The sequence below is a fragment of the Roseospira visakhapatnamensis genome, assembly GCF_014197915.1.
Classification (GTDB): Bacteria; Pseudomonadota; Alphaproteobacteria; order Rhodospirillales; family Rhodospirillaceae; genus Rhodospira; species Rhodospira visakhapatnamensis.
This window is the reverse complement of sequence record NZ_JACIGK010000001.1, coordinates 180,628-204,047: the sequence shown is the minus strand read 5'-3', so window position 1 is coordinate 204,047 and position 23,420 is coordinate 180,628. Positions and strand designations below refer to the sequence as shown.

General features: G+C 73.2%; 20 protein-coding genes. 11 read left to right on the top strand and 9 right to left on the bottom strand.

The features are described from left to right. Positions 1 to 174 precede the first annotated feature (174 nt). Positions 175 to 849, bottom strand: a complete 675-nt coding sequence (locus GGD89_RS00835; RefSeq protein ID WP_221238258.1) for a hypothetical protein — start codon at positions 847 to 849, stop codon at positions 175 to 177. Positions 850 to 1,572: 723 nt separating this feature from the next. Between GGD89_RS00835 and GGD89_RS00830 the strand changes: the two genes are divergently transcribed. Continuing rightward, positions 1,573 to 2,373 carry a response regulator transcription factor gene (locus tag GGD89_RS00830; protein WP_184042191.1) on the top strand — a complete coding sequence of 267 codons (801 nt, stop codon included), beginning with the start codon at positions 1,573 to 1,575 and terminating at the stop codon, positions 2,371 to 2,373. A gap of 121 nt (positions 2,374 to 2,494) precedes the next feature. Here the strand turns inward: GGD89_RS00830 and recA are convergent, their stop codons facing one another. Further along, the gene (gene recA / locus GGD89_RS00825; RefSeq protein ID WP_184042190.1) at positions 2,495 to 3,604 is read right to left on the bottom strand and encodes a recombinase RecA; all 1,110 of its coding nucleotides are present in this window, start codon (positions 3,602 to 3,604) and stop codon (positions 2,495 to 2,497) included. A gap of 310 nt (positions 3,605 to 3,914) precedes the next feature. On the opposite strand from recA, the gene cobW reads away from it, so the two are divergent. The 5 genes from cobW to ygfZ all read left to right on the top strand — a co-directional run bounded on the left by cobW (position 3,915) and on the right by ygfZ (position 11,016). Beyond that, a complete protein-coding gene (gene cobW, locus GGD89_RS00820) occupies positions 3,915 to 4,988 on the top strand; it encodes a cobalamin biosynthesis protein CobW (protein WP_184042189.1) in 1,074 nt (357 codons plus the stop codon). A 174-nt stretch (positions 4,989 to 5,162) separates the two neighbouring features. Beyond that, complete coding sequence (locus GGD89_RS00815; RefSeq protein ID WP_184042188.1) at positions 5,163 to 6,197, top strand: radical SAM protein; 1,035 nt, start codon at positions 5,163 to 5,165, stop codon at positions 6,195 to 6,197. A gap of 57 nt (positions 6,198 to 6,254) precedes the next feature. Next, positions 6,255 to 6,650: a PilZ domain-containing protein gene (locus tag GGD89_RS00810; protein WP_184042187.1), complete on the top strand. Its 396-nt coding sequence runs from the start codon at positions 6,255 to 6,257 to the stop codon at positions 6,648 to 6,650. A 161-nt stretch (positions 6,651 to 6,811) separates the two neighbouring features. Continuing rightward, a complete protein-coding gene (locus GGD89_RS00805) occupies positions 6,812 to 9,940 on the top strand; it encodes an ATP-binding protein (RefSeq protein WP_184042186.1) in 3,129 nt (1,042 codons plus the stop codon). A gap of 86 nt (positions 9,941 to 10,026) precedes the next feature. After that, positions 10,027 to 11,016: a CAF17-like 4Fe-4S cluster assembly/insertion protein YgfZ gene (ygfZ, locus tag GGD89_RS00800; RefSeq protein WP_184042185.1), complete on the top strand. Its 990-nt coding sequence runs from the start codon at positions 10,027 to 10,029 to the stop codon at positions 11,014 to 11,016. 9 nt (positions 11,017 to 11,025) lie between these two features. Here ygfZ and GGD89_RS00795 read toward each other — a convergent pair whose 3' ends face one another. The 3 genes from GGD89_RS00795 to GGD89_RS00785 form a co-directional block, all read right to left on the bottom strand. After that, positions 11,026 to 11,835: a class I SAM-dependent methyltransferase gene (locus GGD89_RS00795; protein WP_184042184.1), complete on the bottom strand. Its 810-nt coding sequence runs from the start codon at positions 11,833 to 11,835 to the stop codon at positions 11,026 to 11,028. Between the two features lie 132 nt (positions 11,836 to 11,967). Beyond that, entirely contained in the window at positions 11,968 to 12,714 is a 747-nt protein-coding gene (locus tag GGD89_RS00790) for a glutamine amidotransferase-related protein (RefSeq protein WP_184042183.1), read from the bottom strand. A 35-nt stretch (positions 12,715 to 12,749) separates the two neighbouring features. Then, positions 12,750 to 13,121 (bottom strand): acyl-CoA thioesterase, encoded by a 372-nt coding sequence (locus tag GGD89_RS00785; protein WP_184042329.1) that lies wholly within the window; start codon positions 13,119 to 13,121, stop codon positions 12,750 to 12,752. A 192-nt stretch (positions 13,122 to 13,313) separates the two neighbouring features. On the opposite strand from GGD89_RS00785, the gene parE reads away from it, so the two are divergent. Beyond that, on the top strand, positions 13,314 to 15,347 hold the full coding sequence (parE, locus tag GGD89_RS00780) for a DNA topoisomerase IV subunit B (RefSeq protein WP_184042182.1): 2,034 nt from the start codon (positions 13,314 to 13,316) through the stop codon (positions 15,345 to 15,347). Between the two features lie 60 nt (positions 15,348 to 15,407). Here parE and GGD89_RS00775 read toward each other — a convergent pair whose 3' ends face one another. Continuing rightward, positions 15,408 to 16,829 carry a D-alanyl-D-alanine carboxypeptidase gene (locus tag GGD89_RS00775; RefSeq protein ID WP_184042181.1) on the bottom strand — a complete coding sequence of 474 codons (1,422 nt, stop codon included), beginning with the start codon at positions 16,827 to 16,829 and terminating at the stop codon, positions 15,408 to 15,410. Positions 16,830 to 17,367: 538 nt separating this feature from the next. Here GGD89_RS00775 and GGD89_RS00770 point away from each other — a divergent pair. The 4 genes from GGD89_RS00770 (at position 17,368) to GGD89_RS00755 (ending at position 19,663) form a co-directional block, all read left to right on the top strand. After that, entirely contained in the window at positions 17,368 to 18,093 is a 726-nt protein-coding gene (locus GGD89_RS00770) for a hypothetical protein (protein WP_184042180.1), read from the top strand. Positions 18,094 to 18,151: 58 nt separating this feature from the next. Further along, on the top strand, positions 18,152 to 18,514 hold the full coding sequence (locus GGD89_RS00765) for a histidine triad nucleotide-binding protein (RefSeq protein ID WP_184042179.1): 363 nt from the start codon (positions 18,152 to 18,154) through the stop codon (positions 18,512 to 18,514). A gap of 133 nt (positions 18,515 to 18,647) precedes the next feature. Then, on the top strand, positions 18,648 to 19,004 hold the full coding sequence (locus GGD89_RS00760) for a cereblon family protein (RefSeq protein ID WP_184042178.1): 357 nt from the start codon (positions 18,648 to 18,650) through the stop codon (positions 19,002 to 19,004). A gap of 50 nt (positions 19,005 to 19,054) precedes the next feature. Then, a complete protein-coding gene (locus tag GGD89_RS00755) occupies positions 19,055 to 19,663 on the top strand; it encodes a methyltransferase family protein (RefSeq protein WP_184042177.1) in 609 nt (202 codons plus the stop codon). Positions 19,664 to 19,667: 4 nt separating this feature from the next. On the opposite strand, the gene GGD89_RS00750 is transcribed toward GGD89_RS00755, so the two are convergent. The 3 genes from GGD89_RS00750 to aptA form a co-directional block, all read right to left on the bottom strand. Continuing rightward, complete coding sequence (locus GGD89_RS00750; protein WP_184042176.1) at positions 19,668 to 20,780, bottom strand: mitochondrial fission ELM1 family protein; 1,113 nt, start codon at positions 20,778 to 20,780, stop codon at positions 19,668 to 19,670. 314 nt (positions 20,781 to 21,094) lie between these two features. After that, positions 21,095 to 21,526: a hypothetical protein gene (locus GGD89_RS20315; protein ID WP_184042175.1), complete on the bottom strand. Its 432-nt coding sequence runs from the start codon at positions 21,524 to 21,526 to the stop codon at positions 21,095 to 21,097. Positions 21,527 to 21,902: 376 nt separating this feature from the next. Then, positions 21,903 to 23,234 carry an omega-aminotransferase AptA gene (gene aptA / locus GGD89_RS00740; RefSeq protein ID WP_221238257.1) on the bottom strand — a complete coding sequence of 444 codons (1,332 nt, stop codon included), beginning with the start codon at positions 23,232 to 23,234 and terminating at the stop codon, positions 21,903 to 21,905. Between the last annotated feature and the right edge of the window lie 186 nt (positions 23,235 to 23,420).

Here is a 23,420-nt window from a genome sequence, read left to right as displayed (position 1 = left end):
GCGTCCCGTCGCCCTGTGGCCCCGTCCGCTGTCGATCCCGGAGTCCCTCTCGGGAGTCTCTCACCCCGACCCCGGGCCGGCCTTCAGACCAACGGTCCTTGAGAGGGACCGTTGACGCCCCGGCCAACCGGCTGCCGACCGAGTCGCCCGTCCGGAGTCCGGGGACGACCCGCGTCAGGCGCTCACGGAGCGCACGGCGCCGGGGATGAGGCCCAGTTCCTCGGAGCGGGCGTAGGCGTCGTCGGACGCGGCGGCCTGCGGGGTGACCCCCTGGGCCTGCTCGGCCAGTTCGGCCACGCGCTCGGCCTTGGCCCGGGCGGCCTTTTCCTGCTCCTCGGCCCGCTGCTGGCTGGCCTCGGCCTTGCGGGCCTGGAGTTCGGCATAGGCCTCGGCGCCCTCGCCGGCGCCGGACTCCGGAACCTCGCCCTCCGGCGTCAACGGCCCGCCGCCGCGCACCTGATCGTACGCGGCCTCGGACTGCACCGACCGAATCGCCCGCTCCCGCTCGCGCTGGTCCAGGCTGTCGTCGCCATTGATGTCGAAGCGATCGACCAGATCGGGCAGGCCCACCGCGATGGCGGCGGCCAGGCCGATGTTGATCGGTCCGTTGGGTCCGACGTCGGCGGCCTCGACCCGAGCCCCGATGTCGGCCTCGCGGGCCTTCTCCAGGCGTGCCTCGGCATCGCGCAGATCCTGTTCCTGGCGTTGCGCCGGCGGATTGCGTAGCGTGTCGGTCGATCCTGCCGGTTCGACCGGCCGGTCGGTCACCTGCGCGGCGACCGCCTTGGGCGACAGGTCCACCACATCCTCGACACGGCGCGCGTCACGATCATGGGGCTCGCCACCCATCCGGGTAATCGAGCGCATGGCGGAGGACAAAACGCCGCTGGAGCCACTTGGCCCGCCCGCCCCAACTGAGTCAGCCATCTCACACATCCCTTCTGGTGGTGGAGGGGTAGATGTCTCGCCTCACCTCGCGCCACGGATTTCGCCTCCGCGCTCTCGAGTCAGGGACGGACGTCACCCACGGCCATCGATAAAATAGACAGAGCAAATCATAACAAGGTTCGGCTTCGTTTTGAAGAGATCATGCGATCCTTCCAAGGGACGATGCCGGGATCGTGGGGGATCACTGGTGCGTCGACATCCCGATCCCGTATCCTGATCCGACAAGATCACCACCCCCAGTGAAACCGACCGTGTCCCTTGCATCGGATTTTGGACAAATCAGACCAGCGGCGGATGAGTGTGACTCATCCGCCCCCGGGCGCCTTGCAGGCACCCGGATGGTCCAGATCTTGGCACCGCAAAGCGGTGCCAGGGCGGCACCGGCCCACTCCCCCACCCGGCCACCCCAAGTATACTGCCCCAAGGAAAAGTGGGGGGTGGCCGGGGAGGGGGAGCGGGCCGGCCATGGACTACAACGGTCATTCTCAATGATCGTTGGTATCAGACCAACGGTCGCCGACCAAGGCCGGTGACCTCCGTGGCCGGCCCGCCTTGCCGGCCCGCCATGGGCCGGCTACAACAAAAATGGGGGCATCGACCCTGGCAAAACGGGGGCAAGACAGCATGCCGGCGACAGGACCGACCGCGCCAGACGCCGCCCGGCGGGCAACCGTTCTGGTCGTGGACGACGATCCGATCACCCGTGACGTGCTACAGGCGGTGCTTGAGGCGGCCGGCCTGCGGGCCCTGACGGCCGCCGACGGCGCCGGCATGGCGGCGGTGCTGGCGCGCGAGGACTCCGTGCGCGTGATCCTTCTGGACATCGGCATGCCCGGCAAGGACGGCCTGACCCTGACCGGGGAGTTGCGGCGCCAGTCGGCCGATGTGGGGTTGATCATCGTCTCGGCCCGCAACGATCGCGACGACCGCCTGGCGGGCCTGGAGCTGGGCGCCGACGATTATCTGGTCAAGCCCGTGGACGAGGCCGAACTGGTCGCCCGGGTCCGGGGCCTGTTGCGGCGCCTGGAGGGGTCGAGCCCCCCCGCCTCGACGGCGCGCACGCGCCGGTTCGGCCGCTGGGTGATGCACGGCCAGGCCCGCCGGGTCACCGACGACGAGGGCCGCGACGTGCGCCTCACCGGCGCCGAATTCGACCTGCTGGCCACCTTCCTGGACAACGCCGGGGCGGTGATGACACGGCGGCAGTTGCTGACCTGGGGGCGCGCCGGCGCCTTCGAGCCCACCGAACGCACGGTGGACGTTCTTGTGCGGCGGCTGCGGCGCAAGCTGGAGGACGATCCGTCGGAACCGCGCCTGATCGTCACCGTGCACCGCGCCGGCTATGTCTTCACCGGGCGGGTCGATCAGGACTCCGACTCCTCAGGGGAGGCGGCGGCCCTGTCCCCCGACTGCGTCGGCGACTGACCGCGTGGACGACCGGACCGGCGGGCCGGGGCGGGGATGGACTCTGACCCCGTCCGTGACGTGCGCCATCTCTTGATGGACACCCGGATGGCTCGACTGTGACGCCCGGGTGCGGGGCCGTCTACCGATCCTCGGCGGTGGTCGGGTCTGCGTCGCCGTCGTCGTTGTCGCCGGCCCTCTCGCCGGGGCCGGAGATCATCTTGTCGGCGATCAGGCCCTCGTTGGCGCGGATGGCGTTCTCGACCTCCTCGGCGATGGCCGGGTTGTCGCGCAGGAATGTCTTGGCGTTCTCGCGGCCCTGGCCGATGCGCTGGGAGTTGTAGGAGAACCAGGCGCCCGACTTCTCGACGATGCTGGCGCGCACGCCCAGGTCGATCACCTCGCCCAGCTTGGAGATTCCCTCGCCATACATGATGTCGAACTCGACGGTCTTGAAGGGCGGCGCCACCTTGTTCTTGACCACCTTGACGCGGGTCTGGTTGCCGACCACCTCGTCCTTGTTCTTGACGGCGCCGATGCGGCGGATTTCCAGGCGCACCGAGGCATAGAACTTGAGCGCGTTGCCGCCGGTCGTGGTCTCCGGGTTGCCGAACATGACGCCGATCTTCATGCGGATCTGGTTGATGAAGATGATCAGCGTGTTGGAGCGGGCCACCGAGGCCGTCAGCTTGCGCAGCGCCTGGCTCATCAGGCGCGCCTGCAGGCCGACGTGGGTGTCGCCCATCTCGCCTTCCAGCTCGGCCTTGGGCACCAGGGCGGCCACCGAGTCCACCACCAGCACGTCGATAGCGCCGGAGCGCACCAGGGTATCGGCGATTTCCAGGGCCTGCTCGCCGGCGTCGGGCTGGGACATGAGCAGGGTGTCCAGGTCCACCCCCAGCCGGCGGGCATAGGCGGGATCGAAGGCGTGCTCGGCGTCGATGAAGCCGCAGGTGCCGCCGCGCTTCTGGGCCTCGGCGACCACATGCATGGCCAGCGTGGTCTTGCCGGAGCTTTCCGGTCCATAGATCTCGACGATGCGGCCGCGCGGCAGCCCGCCGATGCCCAACGCGATGTCCAGACCCAGCGAGCCGGTGGACACGGCGTCGATCTCCACGGCCCGCTCGCGTTGCCCGAGCCGCATGATGGAGCCCTTGCCGAAGGCTCGCTCGATCTGACTGACGGCGGCGTCCAGCGCCTTTTGCTTGTCCATGGTGTCCCTGTCCACGAGTCGGAGCGCGCTTTGCGACATGAGGGAGCCCCCTTATTCCACAGGGGTCGGGCACCTGCAAGCGATGCGCCGGACCCGGGCCGGACGATGACGGCGACGCGGGCGGGCGGTCGATGCGCCGACGCGTCTCATCCGCCACCGTACAGCGTTTGTTCCGGCGCGCAAGAACAAAAATGAACATAAAACGAACGTTTGAGGGTCGGAACACCATAGACCCACGCGGGTTAGGGTTGCGCCGTCCGGCGCGCCGGCCATAATCGGACCGCTGACCCAAACCCTGGCGGTCGAGTCCCGGCCGCCCTATCAACCCAACGTGAGAGATCCCCCCGTCATGCCGCTGGCGAACCCCATTCCCACCACCGTCGTGACCGGCTTCCTGGGAGCCGGCAAGACGACCCTGATCCGCCACCTGATGGAGACCGCCGGCGGCCGGCGCATCGCGCTGATCATCAACGAGTTCGGGGATGTGGGCATGGACCGCGACATCCTCTCGGCCTGCGGGGTCGCGGGCTGCGGCGAGGACGACATCGTCGAACTGGCCAACGGCTGCCTGTGCTGCACCGTGGCCGACGAGTTCCTGCCGACCATGGAGGCGCTGCTGGACCGCGACCCGCCCCCCGACCACATCGTTATCGAGACCTCGGGTCTGGCCCTGCCCAAACCGCTGGTGCGCGCCTTCACCTGGCCGGAGGTGCGCTCGCGGGTCACCGTCGACGGCGTGCTGGCGGTGATCGACGCGCCGGCGGTGCGGGCCGGGCTGTTCGCCGACGATCCGGAGGCGGTGCGGGCGCTCCGGGCCGCCGACGCGGCGCTGGACCACGACAATCCGCTGGAGGAGGTGTTCACCGACCAGCTCCTGTGCGCCGACCTGGTGATCGTCAACAAGACCGACCTGCTGGACGACGCCGAGCGGGCGACGGTCGAGGACCAGGTGCGCGCCGCCGCCCGGCCGGGCGTGGCGGTGGTCGGCGCCAGCCACGGGCGCATTGATCCTGCGATCATGCTGGGCCTGGGCATGGCGGCCGAGAGCGACCTCGAGTCGCGGCCGTCCCATCACGACTCGGCCTCGGACCACGATCACGACGACTTCAACAGCATCGTCGCGGCGATGCCGCCGGTGCCCGCGTCGCTGGCCGGCGCCGGTCCGCAGGCGGTGGCCGACGCCCTGGCGCCGGTGCTGGCGGCGCATGGCGCGCTGCGGGTGAAGGGGGCGCTGGACGTGCCCGGAAAGCCCATGCGGCTGGTGGTGCAGGGCGTCGGGCCGCGCGTGCAGGCCTATTACGACCGGCCGTGGCGCGCCGCCGAGGGACGCGCCGGGCGTCTGGTGGTGATCGGCCTGAACGGGTTCGACGCGGACGCCGTCACCGCCGGACTGGCGGCGAGCCTGAGGTCCGGCGGCGGGTGAGGACGCGGCCCCCAATCGGGGGGCGCCGATCGGGAGGACTCAATCAAGCCCGGACCAACCGGGTGGCAAGCCCGGACCAACCGGGTGGCAAGCCCGGACCAACCGGGTGGCAAGCCCGGACCAACCGGGTGGCAAGCCCGAACCAACCGGGTGGACGGGATGGAGGGATCCCCCATGGACATGACCATCGATGCCGATCCGGGGTACCTGCGGCTGCACCGCCGGGGCGATCTGGCGCGGCGCGCCGAGGCGGCGGTGGCCCGGCTGGCGGACTGCGATCTCTGCCCGCAGGCCTGCCACGTCGATCGCACCGCCGGAGACGCCGGGGCGCTGGCCGCCGGGGCCGTGTGCCGCACCGGGCGGCATGCGCGGGTGGCGTCGGTGGGGCCGGGCTTCGCCGAGGAACGCGTGGTGGTCGGCGATGCCGGCTCGGGCGATGTCGTGTTCGCCTGGTGCAACATGCGTTGCGTCTATTGCGAGAACGCCGACGCCAGCATGCGCGGCAAGGGCGATGTCCTGGACGCCCGCGCCCTGGCCGACGCCATGCTGGATCTGCAACGGGCGGGCTGCCCCACCATCAACCTGGTCGGTCCCAGCCACGTGGTGGCGCAGATCCTGGAGGCCCTGGTGCTGGCCGCCGAGGACGGCCTGAGCCTACCCCTGGTCTACAACAGCGGCGGCTACGACTCGGTGGACACGCTGCGCCTGCTGGACGGCGTCGTGGACATCTACACCCCGGACGCCAAGTACGCCGACGATATGGCGGCGCGCCGCTGCTCGCGGGTGCGCGATTACGGGACCGTCAACCGCGCCGCCATCGCCGAGATGATCCGCCAGGTCGGACCGCTGCGACTCGACCCCGACACCGGGCTGGCGCGGCGCGGCGTGCTGCTGCGTCACCTGGTGCTGCCGGACGACATGGGCGGGGTGCGCCCGGTTCTGGAGCTGGCGCGGGCGCTGGGCGGCCCGGGCATGACCGTGGCCATCCTGGACAGCTACCACCCGGCCCACCAGGCGGACCGGGTGCCGGGCCTGGCCGCGCCCGCCGATCCGGCGCTGGTGGCCGAGGCCCGCGCCCTGGCCCGCGCACTGGACCTGGAGGTGGTGGACCTGGGATCCGCCGACGAGGCCGGGCCGCGCGAGTCGCGCGCCGGGCCCAACCGTGGCGCACCTTCGCCTTCCGTTTCCGCGCTTCCGAGCGTAGGCTAGGGGGACTCAACCGTCCCGCCCCCGGCCCCCTCACCCCAGGCTCTGGAGTGTCGCGCGATGGAGCCGCCCCAGACCCCCGACATGATGGACCGGTCGGCCGTCGCCGGCGGCGAGCGGCGCCGCCATGGGCCCCGCCGTCCGCTGCCGCTGTCCGGACGCTGGATGGCCGGGGGGCGCTGGGTCCATGTCCTGGTGGAGAACATCTCGCTTCACGGCGCCGCGCTGAACCTTGGCGCGCCGCTGGCGCCGGACGACCGGGGGGTGCTGACCCTCGAGGGCCTGGACGTGCCCATACCGTGCGTCGTGTGCTGGTCCACCGGCGCCGTCGCCGGGGTGCGCTTCGTCCTGGACGCCGCCGTGACCGAGGCGCTGTCGGCCCATATCGACCGGTACGCCGCCAAGGCCAGCCTGCCGATGTCCTGGGCCACGGGCCCGGCCGACCCGCCGCGCTGAACCGGAGCGACCACCCCATGGACCGCGCCCCGACCTCCCACGGGCCGAAGCGGGAAACCCCGTCCCGGGGCGGCGGCGGGGTCCGCGACGTCCTGGCCGCCCCTCCCCCTGCGACCCCGGCCCCCACCCCGGCCCCAACACCCCCTCAGGATATCGAGGCCGTGCGCCGCCGGCGCTCCGCCGGTGATGAACTCATGCTGGCCGTGGCCAAGCACTTCGTGCGTGATCCGCTCGGCGTGGCGACGCCGCGCGCGCTGGCCGAGGTGGGGCGGTTCCTGGGCGCCCATGGCCTGGCGGTCAGCAAAGACGCCCCGGCCGACGACCCGGCGATGTGCTGCGCCTGGCATGCGGAGGCCGATCCCCGGCCACCGCTGGAGCCCCTGCTGATCAACCTGACCCGGGGCCGGCGGGACCGGGCGGTCGGGCGGCCATGGCGGTGGCGGGGCCTGTCCGACGCCCGCGGCCAGCCGGTCACCGGCCCCCTCGACCCGGCCGACCCGGATGGCCGGCCCGCGCGCGGTGTCCCGGTGCTGGCGATGCGTGTCATGGCCCGCCCGGTGCTGGTGGACGGGGAGCCGGCGGCCCAGGTGGCCCTGGCCCTGGGGGACCCCGGCCGGGCGGAGGCCACCGGCGCCACCAGCCCGCTCCGGGCCTGGCGTGAGGAGGACCACCGCCTGCTCGCCTTCCTGGCCGAGATGTACGCCATCGCGATGGCGCGCTCCCGCGACCGCAGCGCCCGGGCCGACACCGAACACCGGCTGGAATCCTACACCCGCAACCTGCCGGGCGCGGTGTGGCGGCGCCTGCTGACCCCGGACGGGCGGCTGCTCTACACCTACCTCAGCAGTGGCGTGAAACGCCTGACCGAGGTCGATCCCACCCAGGCGGTCATCGATTCCGGGCTGTTGCAGGGGGTGCTTCACCCGGATGATCGCGATGGCGTGCTGGACAGCATCCATCGCTCGGCGCGGGACCTGACCGACTGGGCGCGCGAGTTCCGCATTGTCTCCAAGTCCGGAAGCGTGCGGTGGGTCCATGCCTCGGGCAAGGTCCAGGGCCTGGAGGACGGCACCGTGGCCTGGGACGGGATCACGCTGGACGTCACCGACCGCAAGCGATCGGAACAGGCCCTGCGCGAGAGCGAGGCGCGCTTTCGCAGCGCCTTCAATCAGGCCGCCGAGGGCATGGGCCTGATCTCGCCCGAGGGCCGCTGGCTGCGCGTCAACCGATCGCTGGCGACGCTGCTGGGCGCGCCGCCGGAGCACATCGCCGGGACCTCGGTGGTGCTCTGGCTGGCGCCGCGCGACCGGCCGGTGTTCCAGGACCTCCTGCGGCGGGCCACCGAGGATGGCGGTGCCGTGCTGGACGGCGAGGTGCGGGTGCGTCCGGCCGGCTCCGGCCCGTGGGCGCGCTACGATTCGGCCAGCACCGACCCGATCGACGCGGTCGACGACCCCGGGGAGGGCGACCCGGCCGACGACGACACGGCCCCGGAATCCCACGTCTGGATCCGCACCAAGGCGGCGCCGGTGCGCGACGAGAACGGCGCCCTGCGCCACTGGGTGGCCCATGTGCAGGATGTCTCGGCGCGGCGCGCGACCGAGGCCCTGCTGGTGCGCGCGCGCGACCAGGCGGAGGCCACGGCCCGCGCCAAGAGTGACTTCGTGGCCATGATGAGCCACGAGATCCGCACCCCCCTGTCGGGGATGATCGGCCTTGCCCGCCTGTTGCAGGACGGCTCGCTGAGCGCCGATCAGGCCCGCAACGTGGGCCGCATCGAGACCTCGGCGCGGCTGCTGCTGACGCTGCTCGACGACGTGCTGGCGCTGTCCAAGGCGGAGGCCGGCCAGGGCGCGGCCGAGCTGGCGCCGGTCTCGCCGGCCGCCGTGATCTCCGAGGTTCTGGGGCTGCTGATGGCCAACGCCGCCGGCAAGGGCCTCACCCTGACCATGGACGTGGATCCGGCGCTGCCGGCGCGGCTGACCGGGCCGAGGCTGGTCATGCGCCAGGTGCTGTTCAACCTGGTCGGCAACGCGGTCAAGTTCACGCCGGCGGGCGCGGTCACCGTGGGCGCCCGGCTGGAGACGACGCCGCACGGCGCCACGGTGCTGGACCTGACGGTCACCGACACCGGCCCCGGCGTGCGGGCCGAGGACCGGGCGCGCATCTTCGACCCCTTCAGCCAGGGCGGCCCGGGCGCCGTCGGCGAGGTGGTCGGGGTCCGGGGCCGCCGGCCCGGCGGCGTGGGCCTGGGGCTGGCCATCTGCCGGCGCCTGGTGGAGGGCGTGGGCGGGCGGATCGCCGTCGAGGACGCCGTCGGCGGCGGGGCGCTGTTCCGGGTCACCCTACCGGTCGACACGACGGTGCCGGCGGTCCGGCGCGGGATCCGGGCCGACGACGCGGACGAGACCGGAGCCCAGGACGACGACGGGGACGACGACGGGGAGGACGATCGGGACGAAGCCGGGGAGACGGCCGGCGGGCAGGGGCGGCCGGCCCGGTGCCCCATCGTCCTCGTGGTCGACGACGACGACATCAACCGCGAGGTCCTGGAGGCCACCCTGGCGGCGCTGGACTGCGTGCCCCGGGGGTTCACCGGGGGCGTGGACCTGCTGGCGGCCGCGCGCGCCTGGCCGCCCACGGCGGCGGCGCCGGACCTGATCCTCATGGATCTGAACATGCCCGATCCGGATGGCGTGCGCACCACCCGGCGCCTGCGCGACCTGGGGGGGGCCTGGGCGCGGGTGCCGGTGCTGGCCGTCACCGCCGCCGCCGGACGCCACCCGCCCGAGGCGTGTACGCGCGCCGGCATGGCCGACTGCCTGTTCAAGCCGGTGGAGGCGGCGACCCTGGCGCGGGTCCTGACGGCCTGGGTGCCGGGGATGGCCGCGCCGGGGGCCGGCGCCCCCGACACGCCGAATGCCGCCCCGGATGCCGCCCCGGAGGCCGTGCCGCCGCTGCTGGACGAGAGCGTGTGGGCGCGCCGGCTGGCCTTGCTGGGGCGGGCGCGGCTGACCGACCGGGTGCGGGACCTGCGCGACCTGAGCGCCGCGGTGCGGGCCGGCGATAGCGAGGCCACCCACGCCCACCGCCTGGCCGGGGCGGCGGCGACCCTGGGGGCGCGCCGGCTGGCGGCGGCGGCCTGGACGCTGGAGCGGGCGGTGTCGCGGACCCTCGCCGGGCCGGACGTGGAGACGTCCCCGGCTCCCCCGGCCGCGCGCGCCGCCTTGCGGGCGGCCCGTGACGCCACCCTGGCCGCGCTGGACGCGCGCCTTTCCCCGGAGCCCTGAGGACGACCGGACCCGGACCCCTTGCCCGGGGGGCCGCGCGGCCCATGTCTCCAGGGTCCGTCCCCCCTGCCCCGGAGATCCGCGCCATGTCCGCCCCGACCGAGACCGCCGCCGTGCCCGCCCCGCCGTGGGGCCGCGTCCTGGACACGCGGGGCGTGCTGACCCTGGCCGGGCCGGACCGGGTCCCGTTCCTCCAGGGCCTGGTGAGCAACGATGTCACCCGCGCCGGTCCCGACCGGGCGCTGTTCGCCGCCCTGTTGACCCCCCAGGGAAAGATGCTGTTCGACCTGATGCTGGTCGGCGTGTCCGGGGCGGGCGACGGGGACGGCCTCCTGCTGGTCGAGGCCGAGGCCGCCCGCCTGGACGAACTGCGCGCGCGCCTGTCCAAGTACAGGCTGCGCAGCAAGGTAACCCTCACCGGGGTTGGGGTTGGGGCCGTGGGCTGGGTGGTGGCCGTGGTGTTCGGCGAGGGTGCCCTGGCGGCGCTGGATCTGCCGGCCGAGGCGGGCGCGGCGCGGGCGCTGCCCGGGGGCGGCGTGGCCTTCGTGGACCCGCGCCTGACGGCGGCCGGGGCGCGCCTGATCCTGCCCGGGGACCGGGCCCGGCGCGTCCTGGAGGACCTGGGCGCGCGGCCGGCCGAGTCCGCCGTCTGGGAGCGCCACCGGCTGGCCCTGGGCCTGCCCGAGGGGGCGCCGGACATCGGCGTGGAAAAAAGCCTGCCCCTGGAATGCGGCCTGGAGGAGCTGGCCGGCGTGGACTTCCGCAAGGGCTGCTACATGGGCCAGGAACTGACGGCGCGCACCAAGTACCGGGGCTTGCTCAAGCGCCGGCTGATGCCGGTGGAGGTGAGCGGACCGCTGCCGGCGCCGGGCGCGCCGCTGACCACCGCCGCCGGCAAGGATGCCGGCGAGATGCGCTCGGGCGTGGCGCTGGACGCGGCCTCCGGCCTGGGGCTGGCCATCGTGCGGCTGGAGGCGCTGGCCGACGGACGGCCGCTGGAGGCCGGCGCGGCGCGCCTGACACCCCGGGTGCCGGACTGGATGGTGTTGCCGGAGCCGTCCGGGGTGACGGGTTGACGGCCGGGATCACGCCTCGCCGAAGCGCAGGCGGACGATGCGGCGGGACATCCGGCGCCGCAGCGCCGGCACGGTCATGAGTCGTCCGTACCATCGCCATCGGTCCTTGTGATAGTCGAAGTAGTTCCAGTGCTCGGCGACCGAGAGGCCGGAGTGCCAGCCGGCCAGCGTCTGGACGTCTGTCACGCCCCACTTGAAGTCGGGCCGGCCGTCGAGTCTGCGCACGCTGTCATGGTACCGGCCGCGCCCGACCAGCGCCGGCGGCAGCGTCTGGAGCAGCATTTCCCCGCCGCGAAAGCGCTCCGCCAGGGTCGCCAGCAGGGGCTTGAGGTCGGTCTCGGCGAAGTACGGCAACACCCCCTCGGCGATCAGCAGGACCGGCGTGCCCTCGGCGGCCACGCGGTCCATCCACGTGGTCGCGAACATGGACGCCGGGATCATCCGATAGCGGTCCGTGTCCGAGAAGAAGCGGCGCCGCAGCGCGATGACCTCCGGCAGGTCCAGGTCGTACCAGCGCGTCACCCGGGGCGCGAGCCGCGCATGGCGGGTGTCCAGCCCGGCCCCGAGCGAGACCACCGTGGCCCCGGGCACGCGGTCCAGGTAGGCGCGGGTCGCCCGGTCCAGGATCTTGGTCCGCACGGCCACGCCGACCTGGGTCAGCCAGGCCCGGTCGAACCTGGCGAAGTCGTAGTCGATGCGCGCCATGATGTCGGCCGCGCGCGTGTCGCGCACGATGGGGGCGGCCGCGCGGGTCTCGGCCGCGCGCGCCCAGAGGGGGATCAACAATGTCTCTGGAATGCCGGACAGGCCCGTCGTCATGGGGTCTCTCGTTGGCGGGCCGTTTCCCCCGCGCGCCGCCCCACAGCGGTCGCGGCGTTCTCGTGCCGGTGCCTTGCCCCAGCGCGGTCTCGGTGAAGTCCGGCCGATCCTGACGTCAAAACGGCGCGTCGTCTACCCCAGCCAGCGATCGAGGAACCGCTCCACCCACCGGGCCACGGCGGCATCGAAGCGGCGGCGGCCGGCGCGGTGGTCCTCGGCCGGTCGCGCCCCGGGCAGCATCAGCATGGGCGCGGCCTTGTGGATCCAGCGCTCCATCATCTCGTGGGTGACCTCGGGGTGGAACTGGATGCCCAGCGCGCGCTCCCCCAGGGCGAACGCCTGGTTGGGGAAGTCCGGCCCGCGCGCTAAAAGCGTGGCCCCGGGCGGCAGGTCGAAGCCCTCGGTGTGCCAGTGGTAGACCTCGGCGGGCGTCTCCCCGTCGAACAGGCCACGGCGGCGGCCGGCCGCCGTGGGCCAAAGCGGGTAGTAGCCGATCTGCACGCGCTCCGCCGGGTGGCGGCTGACGCGCGCGCCGGCCACCCGGGCCATCATCTGCGCCCCCAAACAGATGCCCAGCACCGGCAACCCGGCCCCCATGGCGCGCTCCAGGACCGCCAGTTCGGCGCGGATCCCGTCGCGATGATCGTCGTTGGCGCTCATGGGACCGCCGAAGACCACCACCCCGGCATGGCCGGACAGGTCCGCGGGCAAGGGATCGCCCAGCAGCGGCACCCGCCGGTCCAGGATGTGCCCCCGGGCGCGCAGCACCGCCCCCACGCGCCCGCAGGTCGAATGCGCCTGATGGACGATCACCAGGATCGGCGCGCGCGGGTCGCGCGGCGGAGACGCGGAGGAAGGCACGGGCGGGACCGGGGGCATGCGGCGGGCTCGGTCTGGAGGAAGGCCGGCGCCGCTCAGGGGGTGCCGACCAGCGCGGCCTCGCGGTCCTCGACACCCGCCGGCACCGAGCGGGCCCGGCCCTCGGTATCGATGGCCACGAACACGAAGGTGCCCTCGGTCACCTTTTCGTTGGCGCCGCCGGCGGCCCGCTGCGCCCAGGCCTCGACCTGGATGGTCAGGGATGTGCGGCCCGTTTTCACATGGTGGCTGTAGCAGGTCAACCAGTCGCCCACGAACACCGGGCGGTGGAACAGGAACCCGTCCACGGCGACCGTCACCACGCGTCCCTCGGCCAGGTGGCGGGCGTGGGTGCCACCGGCCATGTCCATCTGGCTCATCAGCCAGCCGCCGAAGATGTCGCCGGAGGGGTTGGTGTCCGCCGGCATGGCGATGGTGCGGATGGAGACGACGCCACGCTGCGGCGCCGACCGGGAGGGGTCGGTCTGGGTCACGGAAAGAACTCCTTGGTGGAGGGCCGGAAGGCCACACGATATGAAGTATATGACGTCCGGGGTCTATACCAGATCGCCTTGCCCATCGTCTTGTTCGCACCCGCGGGCGTGCCTATACTCCCGGCCATGGACGACCTTTTCCGACATCCCGACGCGGCCCGCCCTGGCGGTCCCGCCGCCGCCCGCCGGCCGGCCTCCACCGGCGCGACCCCGTACACCGCCCAGGATATCGAGGTCCTGGAGGGCCTTGAGCCGGTGCGCCGGCGTCCCGGCATGTACATCGGCGGCACCGATGAACGCGCCCTGCACCATCTGGTGGCCGAGGTGCTGGACAACAGCATGGACGAGGCCGTCGCCGGCCATGCCACGACCATCGACGTGCGCCTGGACGCCGACAATCGGGTGGTGATCACCGACAACGGGCGCGGCATCCCGGTGGACCCGCACCCGCGCTATCCCGACACGTCGGCGCTGGAGGTGATTCTCACCGTGCTGCACTCGGGCGGCAAGTTCGGCGGCGGCGCCTACAAGGTCTCGGGCGGCCTGCACGGCGTCGGTCTGTCGGTGGTCAACGCGCTGGCCGAGGACCTGACGGTCACCGTCACCCGCGACCGCGTCCAGTGGACCCAGCGCTACGGTCGCGGCCGGCCGCTGACCGCGTTGGAGCGCGCCGACGCCCCGGCCAGCCGGCGGGGCACGACCATTGCCTTCCGCCCGGACACGGAGATTTTCGGCCCGCGCGCCCGCTTCCGTCCGGCCACCCTGTTCCGCATGGCGCGCTCCAAGGCGTACTTGTTCCGGGGCGTGCGCATCCGCTGGCAGTGCGACCCGGCGCTCCTGGAGGACGGCGACACGACGCCCGCCAGGGCCGAGCTGCATTTCCCCAACGGCCTGCGCGACTACCTGGAGGCCACCCTGAACGGGACGCCGCTGCTGGGCGCGGGGATCTTCGCGGGCGCGGCCGACCTGGCCGACGACCGGGGCCGGGTGGAGTGGGCGCTGTGCTGGCCCGAGGCCGGCGAGGCGTTCCTCCGCTCCTACTGCAACACCGTGCCCACGCCCGAGGGCGGCACCCATGAAACCGGACTGCGCAACGCCCTGCTGCGCGGCCTTCGGGGCTATGCCGAGATGGCGGGCCACCGCAAGGGTGGCCAGTTGACCGCCGAGGACGTCATGGGTGGCGCGCGCGGCATGCTGTCGCTGTTCCTGCGCGAGCCCCAGTTCCAGGGCCAGACCAAGGAGAAGCTGTCCAGCGCCGAGGCCACGCGGCTGGTCGAGCAGGCCATGCGCGACCACCTGGATCACTGGCTGTCGGCCGATCCGGAGGGCGCGGGCCGCCTGCTGACCGCCGCCCTGGAGCGCGCCGAAGAGCGCCAGCGTCGCAAGCAGGCCAAGGACCTGTCGCGCAAGTCGGCCACCAAGAGGCTGCGCCTGCCGGGCAAGCTGACCGACTGCACCCGCTCGGTGGCCCAGGGGACCGAGCTGTTCATCGTCGAGGGCGATTCGGCCGGCGGGTCCGCCAAGCAGGCGCGGGCGCGCGACACCCAGGCGGTGCTGCCCCTGCGCGGCAAGATCCTCAACGTGGCCGCCGCCTCCGCCGACAAGCTGCGCGCCAACCAGGAGCTGTCCGACCTGGTGGAGGCGCTCGGCTGCGGCATCCGGGACCGCTATGACGACGACGCGCTCCGCTACGACAAGATCATCATCATGACCGACGCCGACGTGGACGGCGCCCACATCGCGGCGCTGCTGATGACGTTCTTCTACCGGGAAATGCCCAGGCTGATCGAGAACGGCCACCTCTATCTGGCGCAACCGCCGCTCTACCGGCTCAGCCAGGGGGGGACCGTGGTCTACGCCCGCGACGAGGCCCACAAGGACGAGGTCATGGCCACCGTGCTGACCGGACGCGGCAAGGTGGACGTCAGCCGCTTCAAGGGCCTGGGCGAGATGCCGCCGGCTCAGTTGAAGGACACCACCATGGACCCCAAGCGGCGGGTCCTGCTGCGCGTGGTCGTGCCCGGCCAGGGCACCGAGGAAGACCGCGAGGAGGCCCGCGACACCGCCGGCCTCGTCGAACGCCTGATGGGCCGCAAGGCGGAGACGCGCTTCGCCTTCATTCAGGAGAACGCGAAGTTCGTGGAGGAACTGGACGTGTAATATCAACGGTCATTGAGAATGACCGTTGCAGTCCGTGGCCGGCCGGCGCGGCCGCGCCCGTCAGCGCGCGGCCACGGTCCAACCCGTCGGCACCACCACCAGACAGGAGCCGCCACGAGCCTTCAGGGTGTCGCAGGCGCCGCGTGCCTGACCTTCCGAGACCATGCCCACCAGCCGCGCCCGGTACAGGCGGCCATCGTCCACCGTGTGCGGGATGACGCGCACGCGCACGTCGTTCATGCGCCCGGCCAGCAGGCGCGCGGCCTCGTGCGCCACGCGCTCGGCCGCGCCCTGGCTTCCGAAGGCGCCCACCTGGATCCCCCAGCGCCCGCCCGGATTGGCCTCCGTGGCGGCGGACGGGGCCGGCGCCGCCGCGGCGGCGGGGCGGGGCAGGGAGACGACGACGGGACCGGCGGCGGGACCGGCGGCGCCGAGGATCGGCCGGGCGGCGGGCAGCGGCACCATGGCGCCGGCCCGCGCCGGCGTCAGCGGCGCGGACAGCGTCGGGACCGGGGGGACGGTCGCGCTCAGGGATACCACCTGGGGGGACGCCCCCTGCGGGGAGGCCACCTGCGGACCGACCGTCTTGCCGGGTGGCAGGATCGGCGGCCGCGGCGCGACGCCCGAGGACAGGTCCGAGCGCGCCACCACGCGCAGGTGACGGCCGTCGGCGCCGAAGCTGACATAGGTGGGGTGCGCGACCGTGGCGAAGCCGGCGTCCATCAGCTTGGCCATGTGGTCGTCGCGGCTGCGGGCGCTGCGGCCGCCGAACACCACGCCGACCAGCCGGCGCCCGTTGCGGCGCGCGGAGAAGGCGATGTTGAAGCCCGAGGCGCGGATGTAGCCGGTCTTCAGGCCATCCGCGCCGGGATAGCGCTTCAGCAGGTGATTGTGGGTGCCGATGGTACGGCCGCCAAGGCGGAAGCTGGTGGTGGAGAACAGGCGGTACTGGCGCGGGAAGTGCGTTTGCAGCGACAGCGCCAGGATCGCCATGTCGCGGGCGGTGCTTTTCTGCGCGCTGTTGGGCAGCCCGGAGGCGTTGCGGAAGGTGGTCCGGCTCATGCCCAGGCGGTGCGCCTGCTCCGTCATCATCCGGGCGAAGCGGCTTTCGGTGCCGCCCAGGGCCTCGGCCACCACGGTGGCCACATCGTTGGCCGACTTGGTGACCAGCGCCAGGATGGCGTCGCGCACGCGGATGGTGGAGCCCGCCCGGAGCCCCAGCTTGGAGGCCGGCTGCCCGGCCGCGCGGGTCGACACCCGCAGCCGCGAGTTCATGGTAAGCTTGCCCTGGTCGAGGGCCTCGAACAGCATGTAGAGCGTCATCATCTTGGTCATCGAGGCCGGGTAGAGCCGGGTGTCGATGTGGCGCCCGGAGACGATGCGGCCCGAGGCGGCGTCCACCACGATCGAGGCATAGCCCCGGGCCTCGGCGGCGGCCGGCAGGACCAGGCCCAGCAGCAGCACGACGCCCAGCGCCGCCATGAGGCGGCGGGCCGTGATCAGGGCCGGGCCGGGCGATCGCGCGGGCGTTCGTTGGCAGACCCGCGTGCCGACAGGACGGGGCGACGCGGCGGGAGCGGACCCGTCGGCGAGCATGGAAGGGAGGCCAGGGGCATCAGGCGGGTGCGGCAACACGGTGCGACTCCTGCGGTCCGATGGCGGGCCGCGCGGCCCGGAACGGCGACGACGCCCGAACACACCCCGGCGGCGTCCAAACACATGGCGCACGCGGCCCGGTGCCGGGTATCGGCCCGGTTCGCGTCACGCGCCGGCCACGATCGAGGGGTTGTCGCGCCGGCCTCCTCCGAGGCTCCCACGGAGCACCGGCGGTCTGGGAATTTGGTGCGGATTCAATGCCTAATTGGGATCAGCATAGAAAATACCTGAGGTCCTGTCCATAGAAGAGTTCGAGTCCCTTGAGATCCAGAGGTCCCGGCGCCGGTCGCCGGACTCCCCCGAAAGAGATGGGAACGGCATGCGACGTTTGGGCTTACACAAGACGTGCCGGGTTACCCGCTGGGTGACCCCAAGACTTGGGATGGCCGTGGTGGCTCTTGGCGTGCTCGCCGGCTGCGCGAGCAGCGGCGACATCGCCGATCCGGTGACACGGAAGCTGACCTGGTTCTCGTTTCTGAACGGGGACGACATCCGCGCCACCTGCGCCCCGGGGGCGCCCCTGCGCGTAAGACTCGTGCACAACGCCGACTACATGGTCCGCGTGCGCGTGTACGACCTGGTCGAACCGCCCCCCGCCCCCCAGGGACCGCCGCCCGGCAGCCTGGTCCTGATGACCCGCGTGCTGGGGCCGACGCCGGCCAGCCTGACCGTCGATCCGGCGGCGCCGGGCCTGGCGCTGGCGCCCCTGGGCGGGCGGGTGGCGCGCCGGGTGATCGGGCCGGGTGACGCCGCGCGGCTGCGCGCCGCCCTGGAGGCCGACGGCCTGGACGGCGGGCCGCCGACCGTTCGGCGACTCGACTCCCACGAGTTCTGGTGGCTGGCCGTGGGGTGTCTGGACGGGCGGATGCGCATCCAGGCGTGGGCCGACCCGGATCCCGGCTACGCGGCGCTGACCGCTCCGGCGCGGCTGCGGGCCCTGGACGGCACCGGGATTCCGATCCGGACCCCGGCCGACGAGCCCCATGGCGGCAACCCGGTGATGTACGACCGGGCGCGGGCCGACAAGGAGGTGCGGTTCCGTCTGTCGGTGGGACCCGAGGGCATCAACGGGCCGCCACGGTTGCCCTGATCCCGCCCTTGGGGTTTAACGACAGGCGATCACGACCACCCCCACGGGAGACTCCGCCATGGCCTACGATCCCAACAACGTCTTCGCCCGTATCCTGCGCGGCGAGATTCCCTGCTCCAAGGTGCGCGAGGACGAGCACACGCTTGCCTTCCACGACATCAACCCGCAGACCCCGACCCACGTGCTGGTGATCCCGAAGGGCGCCTACGTGAGCTGGTCCGACTTCGCCGAGACCGCCAGCGACGCCGAGATCGCCGCCCTGGTGCGGGCGGTGGGCGTGGTGGCCCGGGAGCAGGGAGTGGCCGAGGACGGCTATCGCGTGCTGTCCAACATCGGTCCCCACGGCAACCAGGAGGTCGAGCACCTGCACATCCATGTCTTCGGCGGCCGGCCCCTGGGCCGCATGGTCCCCAAGGACTGACCCCATGGCGGGGCTCGCGTCGCCAGGCCCCGGGGCTTCCGCCCGCCCGCGCCCACGCGAGCCCGGCGGGCCGGCGGGGCGGCCGGGGCCGCAGCCGCGACGACTCCCCGCCGAGGCGCCGCGTCCCGGGGCGATGATCCGCTGCCGAGCCTGCGGCGCACCGATCACCCGCCGGGCCTGGGCCATCCGCGTGCGCGACGCCCACGAGCACACCGTCTTCAATCCGGCCGGCCTGGTGTTCCGGATCGGCTGCTTCGTCGAGGCGCCGGGTGTGCGTCCCTTCGGCCCGCGCAGCACGGCGTTCAGCTGGTTCCCCGGCCACGCCTGGATGGTGAGCGCCTGCGCGGGCTGCGGCTGCCACCTGGGCTGGCTGTTCCTGGCCGAGCCGAGCGCGCCCGGCGCGCCGGCGCGGCCACCGGTCTTCCACGGACTGGTGCTGGACCGGCTGGTCGAGGGCGCCGGAGACTCGCCCTCCACGCCATCGGCGTGACCCACCCCGCCACCCACGGCAGTATTATGCCAACATCGTGAGACCGTCTGATGGACTGGGTACCCCACCTTGCCTATGCCGCCCTCTGGGCCAGTTTCGGCCTCGGGCACTCGCTGTTCGCCGGCCGTGCCATGAAGGCCCGGATGGCGGCGCTGGGACGGTGGTATCGCCTGACCTACAACGCCATGGCCGCCGTCCATCTCGCCGTCGTGGTCGCCGGGGGGGTCTGGCTGCTGGGGGATCGGCCACCGTTCGCCCCGCCCTGGCCGTTGACGGCGGCCCAAGGTGTCCTGGCCCTCGCCGGGCTGCTGCTGCTGGCCTGGGCGTCGCGCTTCTATGACATGGGCCGCCTGGCCGGCCTGCGGCAGATCCGCGACCCCGACGCGCCCGAGAGCGAGCCCCTGCGCCTGGACGGGCCGCACCGCTTCCTGCGCCATCCGTTCTACGCCGCCGGCCTCATGCTGTTCTGGGGCCTGGCCCAGAGCCCCCTCGGGCTGGCCACGGCGCTGTGGGGCTCGCTGTACTTCCTGATCGGATCCCGCGTCGAGGAACGGCGCCTGCTGGCCCTCTACGGCGGCGCCTACGCCGACTATCGCCGCCGCATTCCCGGGTTCATCCCGGCGCCGCTGCTGGGCCGCCGTCCCCTGCCGCCGGCCTGACGCATCACGCCCCGCCGCCCTCCCCGTCACCCTCCCCGTCGCCCTCCAGGCCATCCGCCGCCAGCAGCGCGCGGGCCGCCGCCGCGATCTGGCCGGCCGGATTGACGGCCGTCGCCGACCAGGGGCTCCAGGGCGTCCCATCCCTCAAGGGCCGCGCCGCCCCGGCCTGGATCAGGGCCGCGTGATACCGCGCGTGCGGCCCCCGCGCCCACCCCGGCGGCGAGGCCACATAGAGCGGCCGGCCGGTGGTCGTCGCCTCGGTCAGCATGGAGATGGAATCGCCCGTCACCACCACGGCGTCCGCCAGTCCCAGGAACCCGAGATAGGGATTGGCCGCCCGGTCCGGCGTCCAGGGGTGCAGGACGTGGGGCACGCCGGCCAGGCCGGCCCGGATCGCCGCCACCGCGTCCGGCCGCGTTCGCCGGCTGGTGGTGACCAGGAGGCTCCCGCCGGCGCGTGCCGCGAGCGCGCGGGCCTGCCCCGCCAGCGTCACCGCCACCCCGGCATCCAGGCGCCGCCGCCCGGAATCGCCGCCCACCAGAACCGTGATCCAGGGGCGGGGCAGGGCGGCCACGGCCTCCCGCCAGCGCGCCGCCTCGGCCGTCAGCCGCGCCGGCGTCAGCGCGTGCGGCGCCCCCAGCACGACCAGCACATTGGAGCGCCGGCGCAGGCGCGCCACCGCGCGGTCGTGGCTGGGCACGGCGATCAGGTCGAAGTCCCCATGGCCGACCCGCGGGTCCTGCATGTGCAGCAGGCGGGGCGGCCGCCCGCCCCCGGCCGCCAGGGCACCCCGGATCCAGCGCGCCGCCGCCCCGGCCCGGCGCCCGCAACTGATCACCAGACGGGGTGGCCCATGGGGCGCGGACGCCGACGCCAGCACCCGCGCCCGCGTCTCCGGCGCCAGCACCACGTGCCGCGCCAGCCGGTCCCACGGCCATTCCCGGGCGTACTCCAGGGGCTGCTCCGCCGTCGGCAGGCCCAGCGCGGTCGCCACGCCGCGCGCCTGGTTGGCCGACCCCACCAGCCGGTCCACCAGCGCCCACACCACGGGCACCGTCGCGGGATGGGCCGCGTCGGCGCCGTCGGAGCAGGGGGCGGACGCCACGGAACGGATCATGAGCGGGATGCCTGGTCGAGGACTCGCGCAAGCCGGCCGCTCCGCCCCCGACCCCGGCTGCCGGCCGGACCCCGGGGCGATGGGCGCGGCGGGGAGGCGCACTCTCCCATGCCCCGCCGACCCGGGCAACCCGGGTCCGCGCCGCGCGCCGGGCCTCGACCTCGGCGGCCCGAAGGCGCGGGACGCGACCGCCGGCCCTCGGGTCGAGAGCCGGCGCCCGCCACCGCGCGCGCGGCCGGCAATCCGGAAATCGGGGTCGAAAAACGGACGGCCTCGACCCGTCGCGGATCGCGCGGCCACGCGGCGGCCACGTCCTATCCGGCTTTGATCTTCGGCTTGCTCAGGCCCTGGACGGCCCGCGCCGCCTGATCAAACAGGTGCTTGGACCAGTGGCCCAGACGCCGGGCCAGATCCCCCACCGCCTCGATCCCCATGAGGCGAGCCAGCACCACCAGGAACGCCAGCTCCAGGATCAGCAGGACCACCGGCACGACCCAGCCGCCCACCGCGTCGAACACGATGACGTCCAGCAGCACGATGATGGCGAACACGAACAGGAATCGCTCGTCCTGGCGAAAGGCCCGCTCCTCCCGCAGGTCCCGCGCCAGGGCGTCGGCCCGGCCGGGCGAATCCTCGGGCGTCGTCGCCCCCGGATCCGACCTGCTGTCCGCCCCAGGATCGGTCCCAGGGTCGGTCCCAGACTCCGGCGCGGCGTTCGTGGTCACGGTTTCGATATCGCTTTCCATGTCACGATCCCTCCATGGTGAATGGATTGAACGCGACGGCGCGACTCCCTTGTATTCCCTTCGTCCCCTCCGCGACGCGCCCCGGGCGCGGTCCCGTGCTCCCGCGCGTCTCCCTCCAGGGCCGCCGCCCAAGACACTGTCACCGACGACACTGTCACCCAAGACACTCCGGCGCCGCCCTGACCCGGGCGGTCATGGTCTCCTTGACGGACATCAGGACAACGACCGACGCCGTGGGCGCCCTCCATGCCGGGCGGATCCCCCGCGTCGACCCGTCGCCTGTGTCCCGCGCGTCACTATCAGCCAGCGTCCGATGCGGCGCAAGACCTCTTTGGAAGTGGGGACTCGGGCGGTTCCTCCGGTCCGTCCGGCGCCGTCACGGGATGGCGCGCAGCACATCCGCCAGCGTCGAGACCAGCTGGTCGATGTGCCCGTCCCCGATGATCAGGGGCGGCGACAGGGCGATGGTGTCCCCGGTCACCCGGGTCAGGACCCCCCGGTCGTAGCAGGCCCGGAACACCTCGAACCCGCGCTCGCCCGGGGCCTCGGGGCGCGGCGCCAGTTCGACGGCGGCGACCAGGCCCAGGGTGCGCAGGTCGATGACATGGGGCAGGTCTCGCAGCCCGTGGATGGCGTCGGCCCAGGGGTCCTCCAGCGTCCGGGCGCGGGTGAACAGGCCGTCGGCCTTGTAGACCTCCTGGGTGGCCACCGCCGCCGCGCAGGCCAGCGGATGCGCCGAATAGGTGTACCCGTGGAACAGCTCGACCACATGCTCCGGGCCGCGCATGAAGGCGTCGTGGATGGCCCCGGATACCAGGGTCGCGCCCATGGGCACGGCGGCGTTGGTGAGGGCCTTGGCGGTGGTCATGATATCGGGGGTGACGCCGAAGCGCTCGGCGGCGCTGGCGTGGCCCAGGCGGCCGAAGGCGGTGATGACCTCGTCGAAGATCAACAGGATGCCGTGCCGGGTGGTGATCTCGCGCAGCCGCTCCAGATAGCCCCTGGGCGGCGGCAGCACCCCGGCGGACCCCGCCATCGGCTCGACGATCACGGCGGCGATGGTCTCGGCGCCATGCAGGGCCACCAGGCGCTCCAGGTCGTCGGCCAGGTGCGCGCCATGCGCGGGCTGGCCGCGCGTGAAGGCGTTCTCGGCCGGCAGGTGGGTGTGAGGCAGGTGGTCGACACCGCCGAGCAGGGTCCCGAAGAGGCGACGGTTGTTGACCATGCCGCCGACCGACAGACCCCCGAAATTGACGCCGTGGTAGGCGCGCTCGCGGCCGATCAGGCGGGTGCGGCCGGCCTCGCCCCGGACCGCGTGGTAGGCCAGGGCGATCTTCAGGGCGGTCTCCACCGCCTCCGACCCCGAGTTGGAGAAGAACACGTGATCAAGGCCGTCGGGCATGATGGAAACCAGCCGCGCCGCCAGGTCGAAGGCCAGCGGGTGGCCCATCTGGAAGGGCGGCGCGTAGTCCAGGTGACCGGCCATGGCACGGATGGCCTCGGTGATCTCGGGGCGGCCGTGGCCGGCGTTGACGCACCACAGCCCGGCGGTGCCGTCCAGGATGCGCCGTCCGTCGCGGCTGGTGTAGTGCATCCCCCGGGCGGAGACCAGCAGGCGCGGCGCGCCCTTGAACTGTCGGTTGGCGGTGAACGGCATCCAATAGGCATCCAGATCGTTCACCATGGGCGCGGTCACGTCGAAGGTCATGGCGGCGGAGGCTCCTGGGGAAGGACGGGGCGGCGAGGGGGCCGGGGGCGCCGGGGCGGCTCGCGCCACGACCGGGCCGACACTGTATCGTCGGTGCCCCCACCCGGTCACCCCCGCCGGTCGGTTCCCCCAGGGCGATTCGGTTCCGACCGGGTTTGGTGAAAAGGAGTGGTGGCGCGCCGGTCG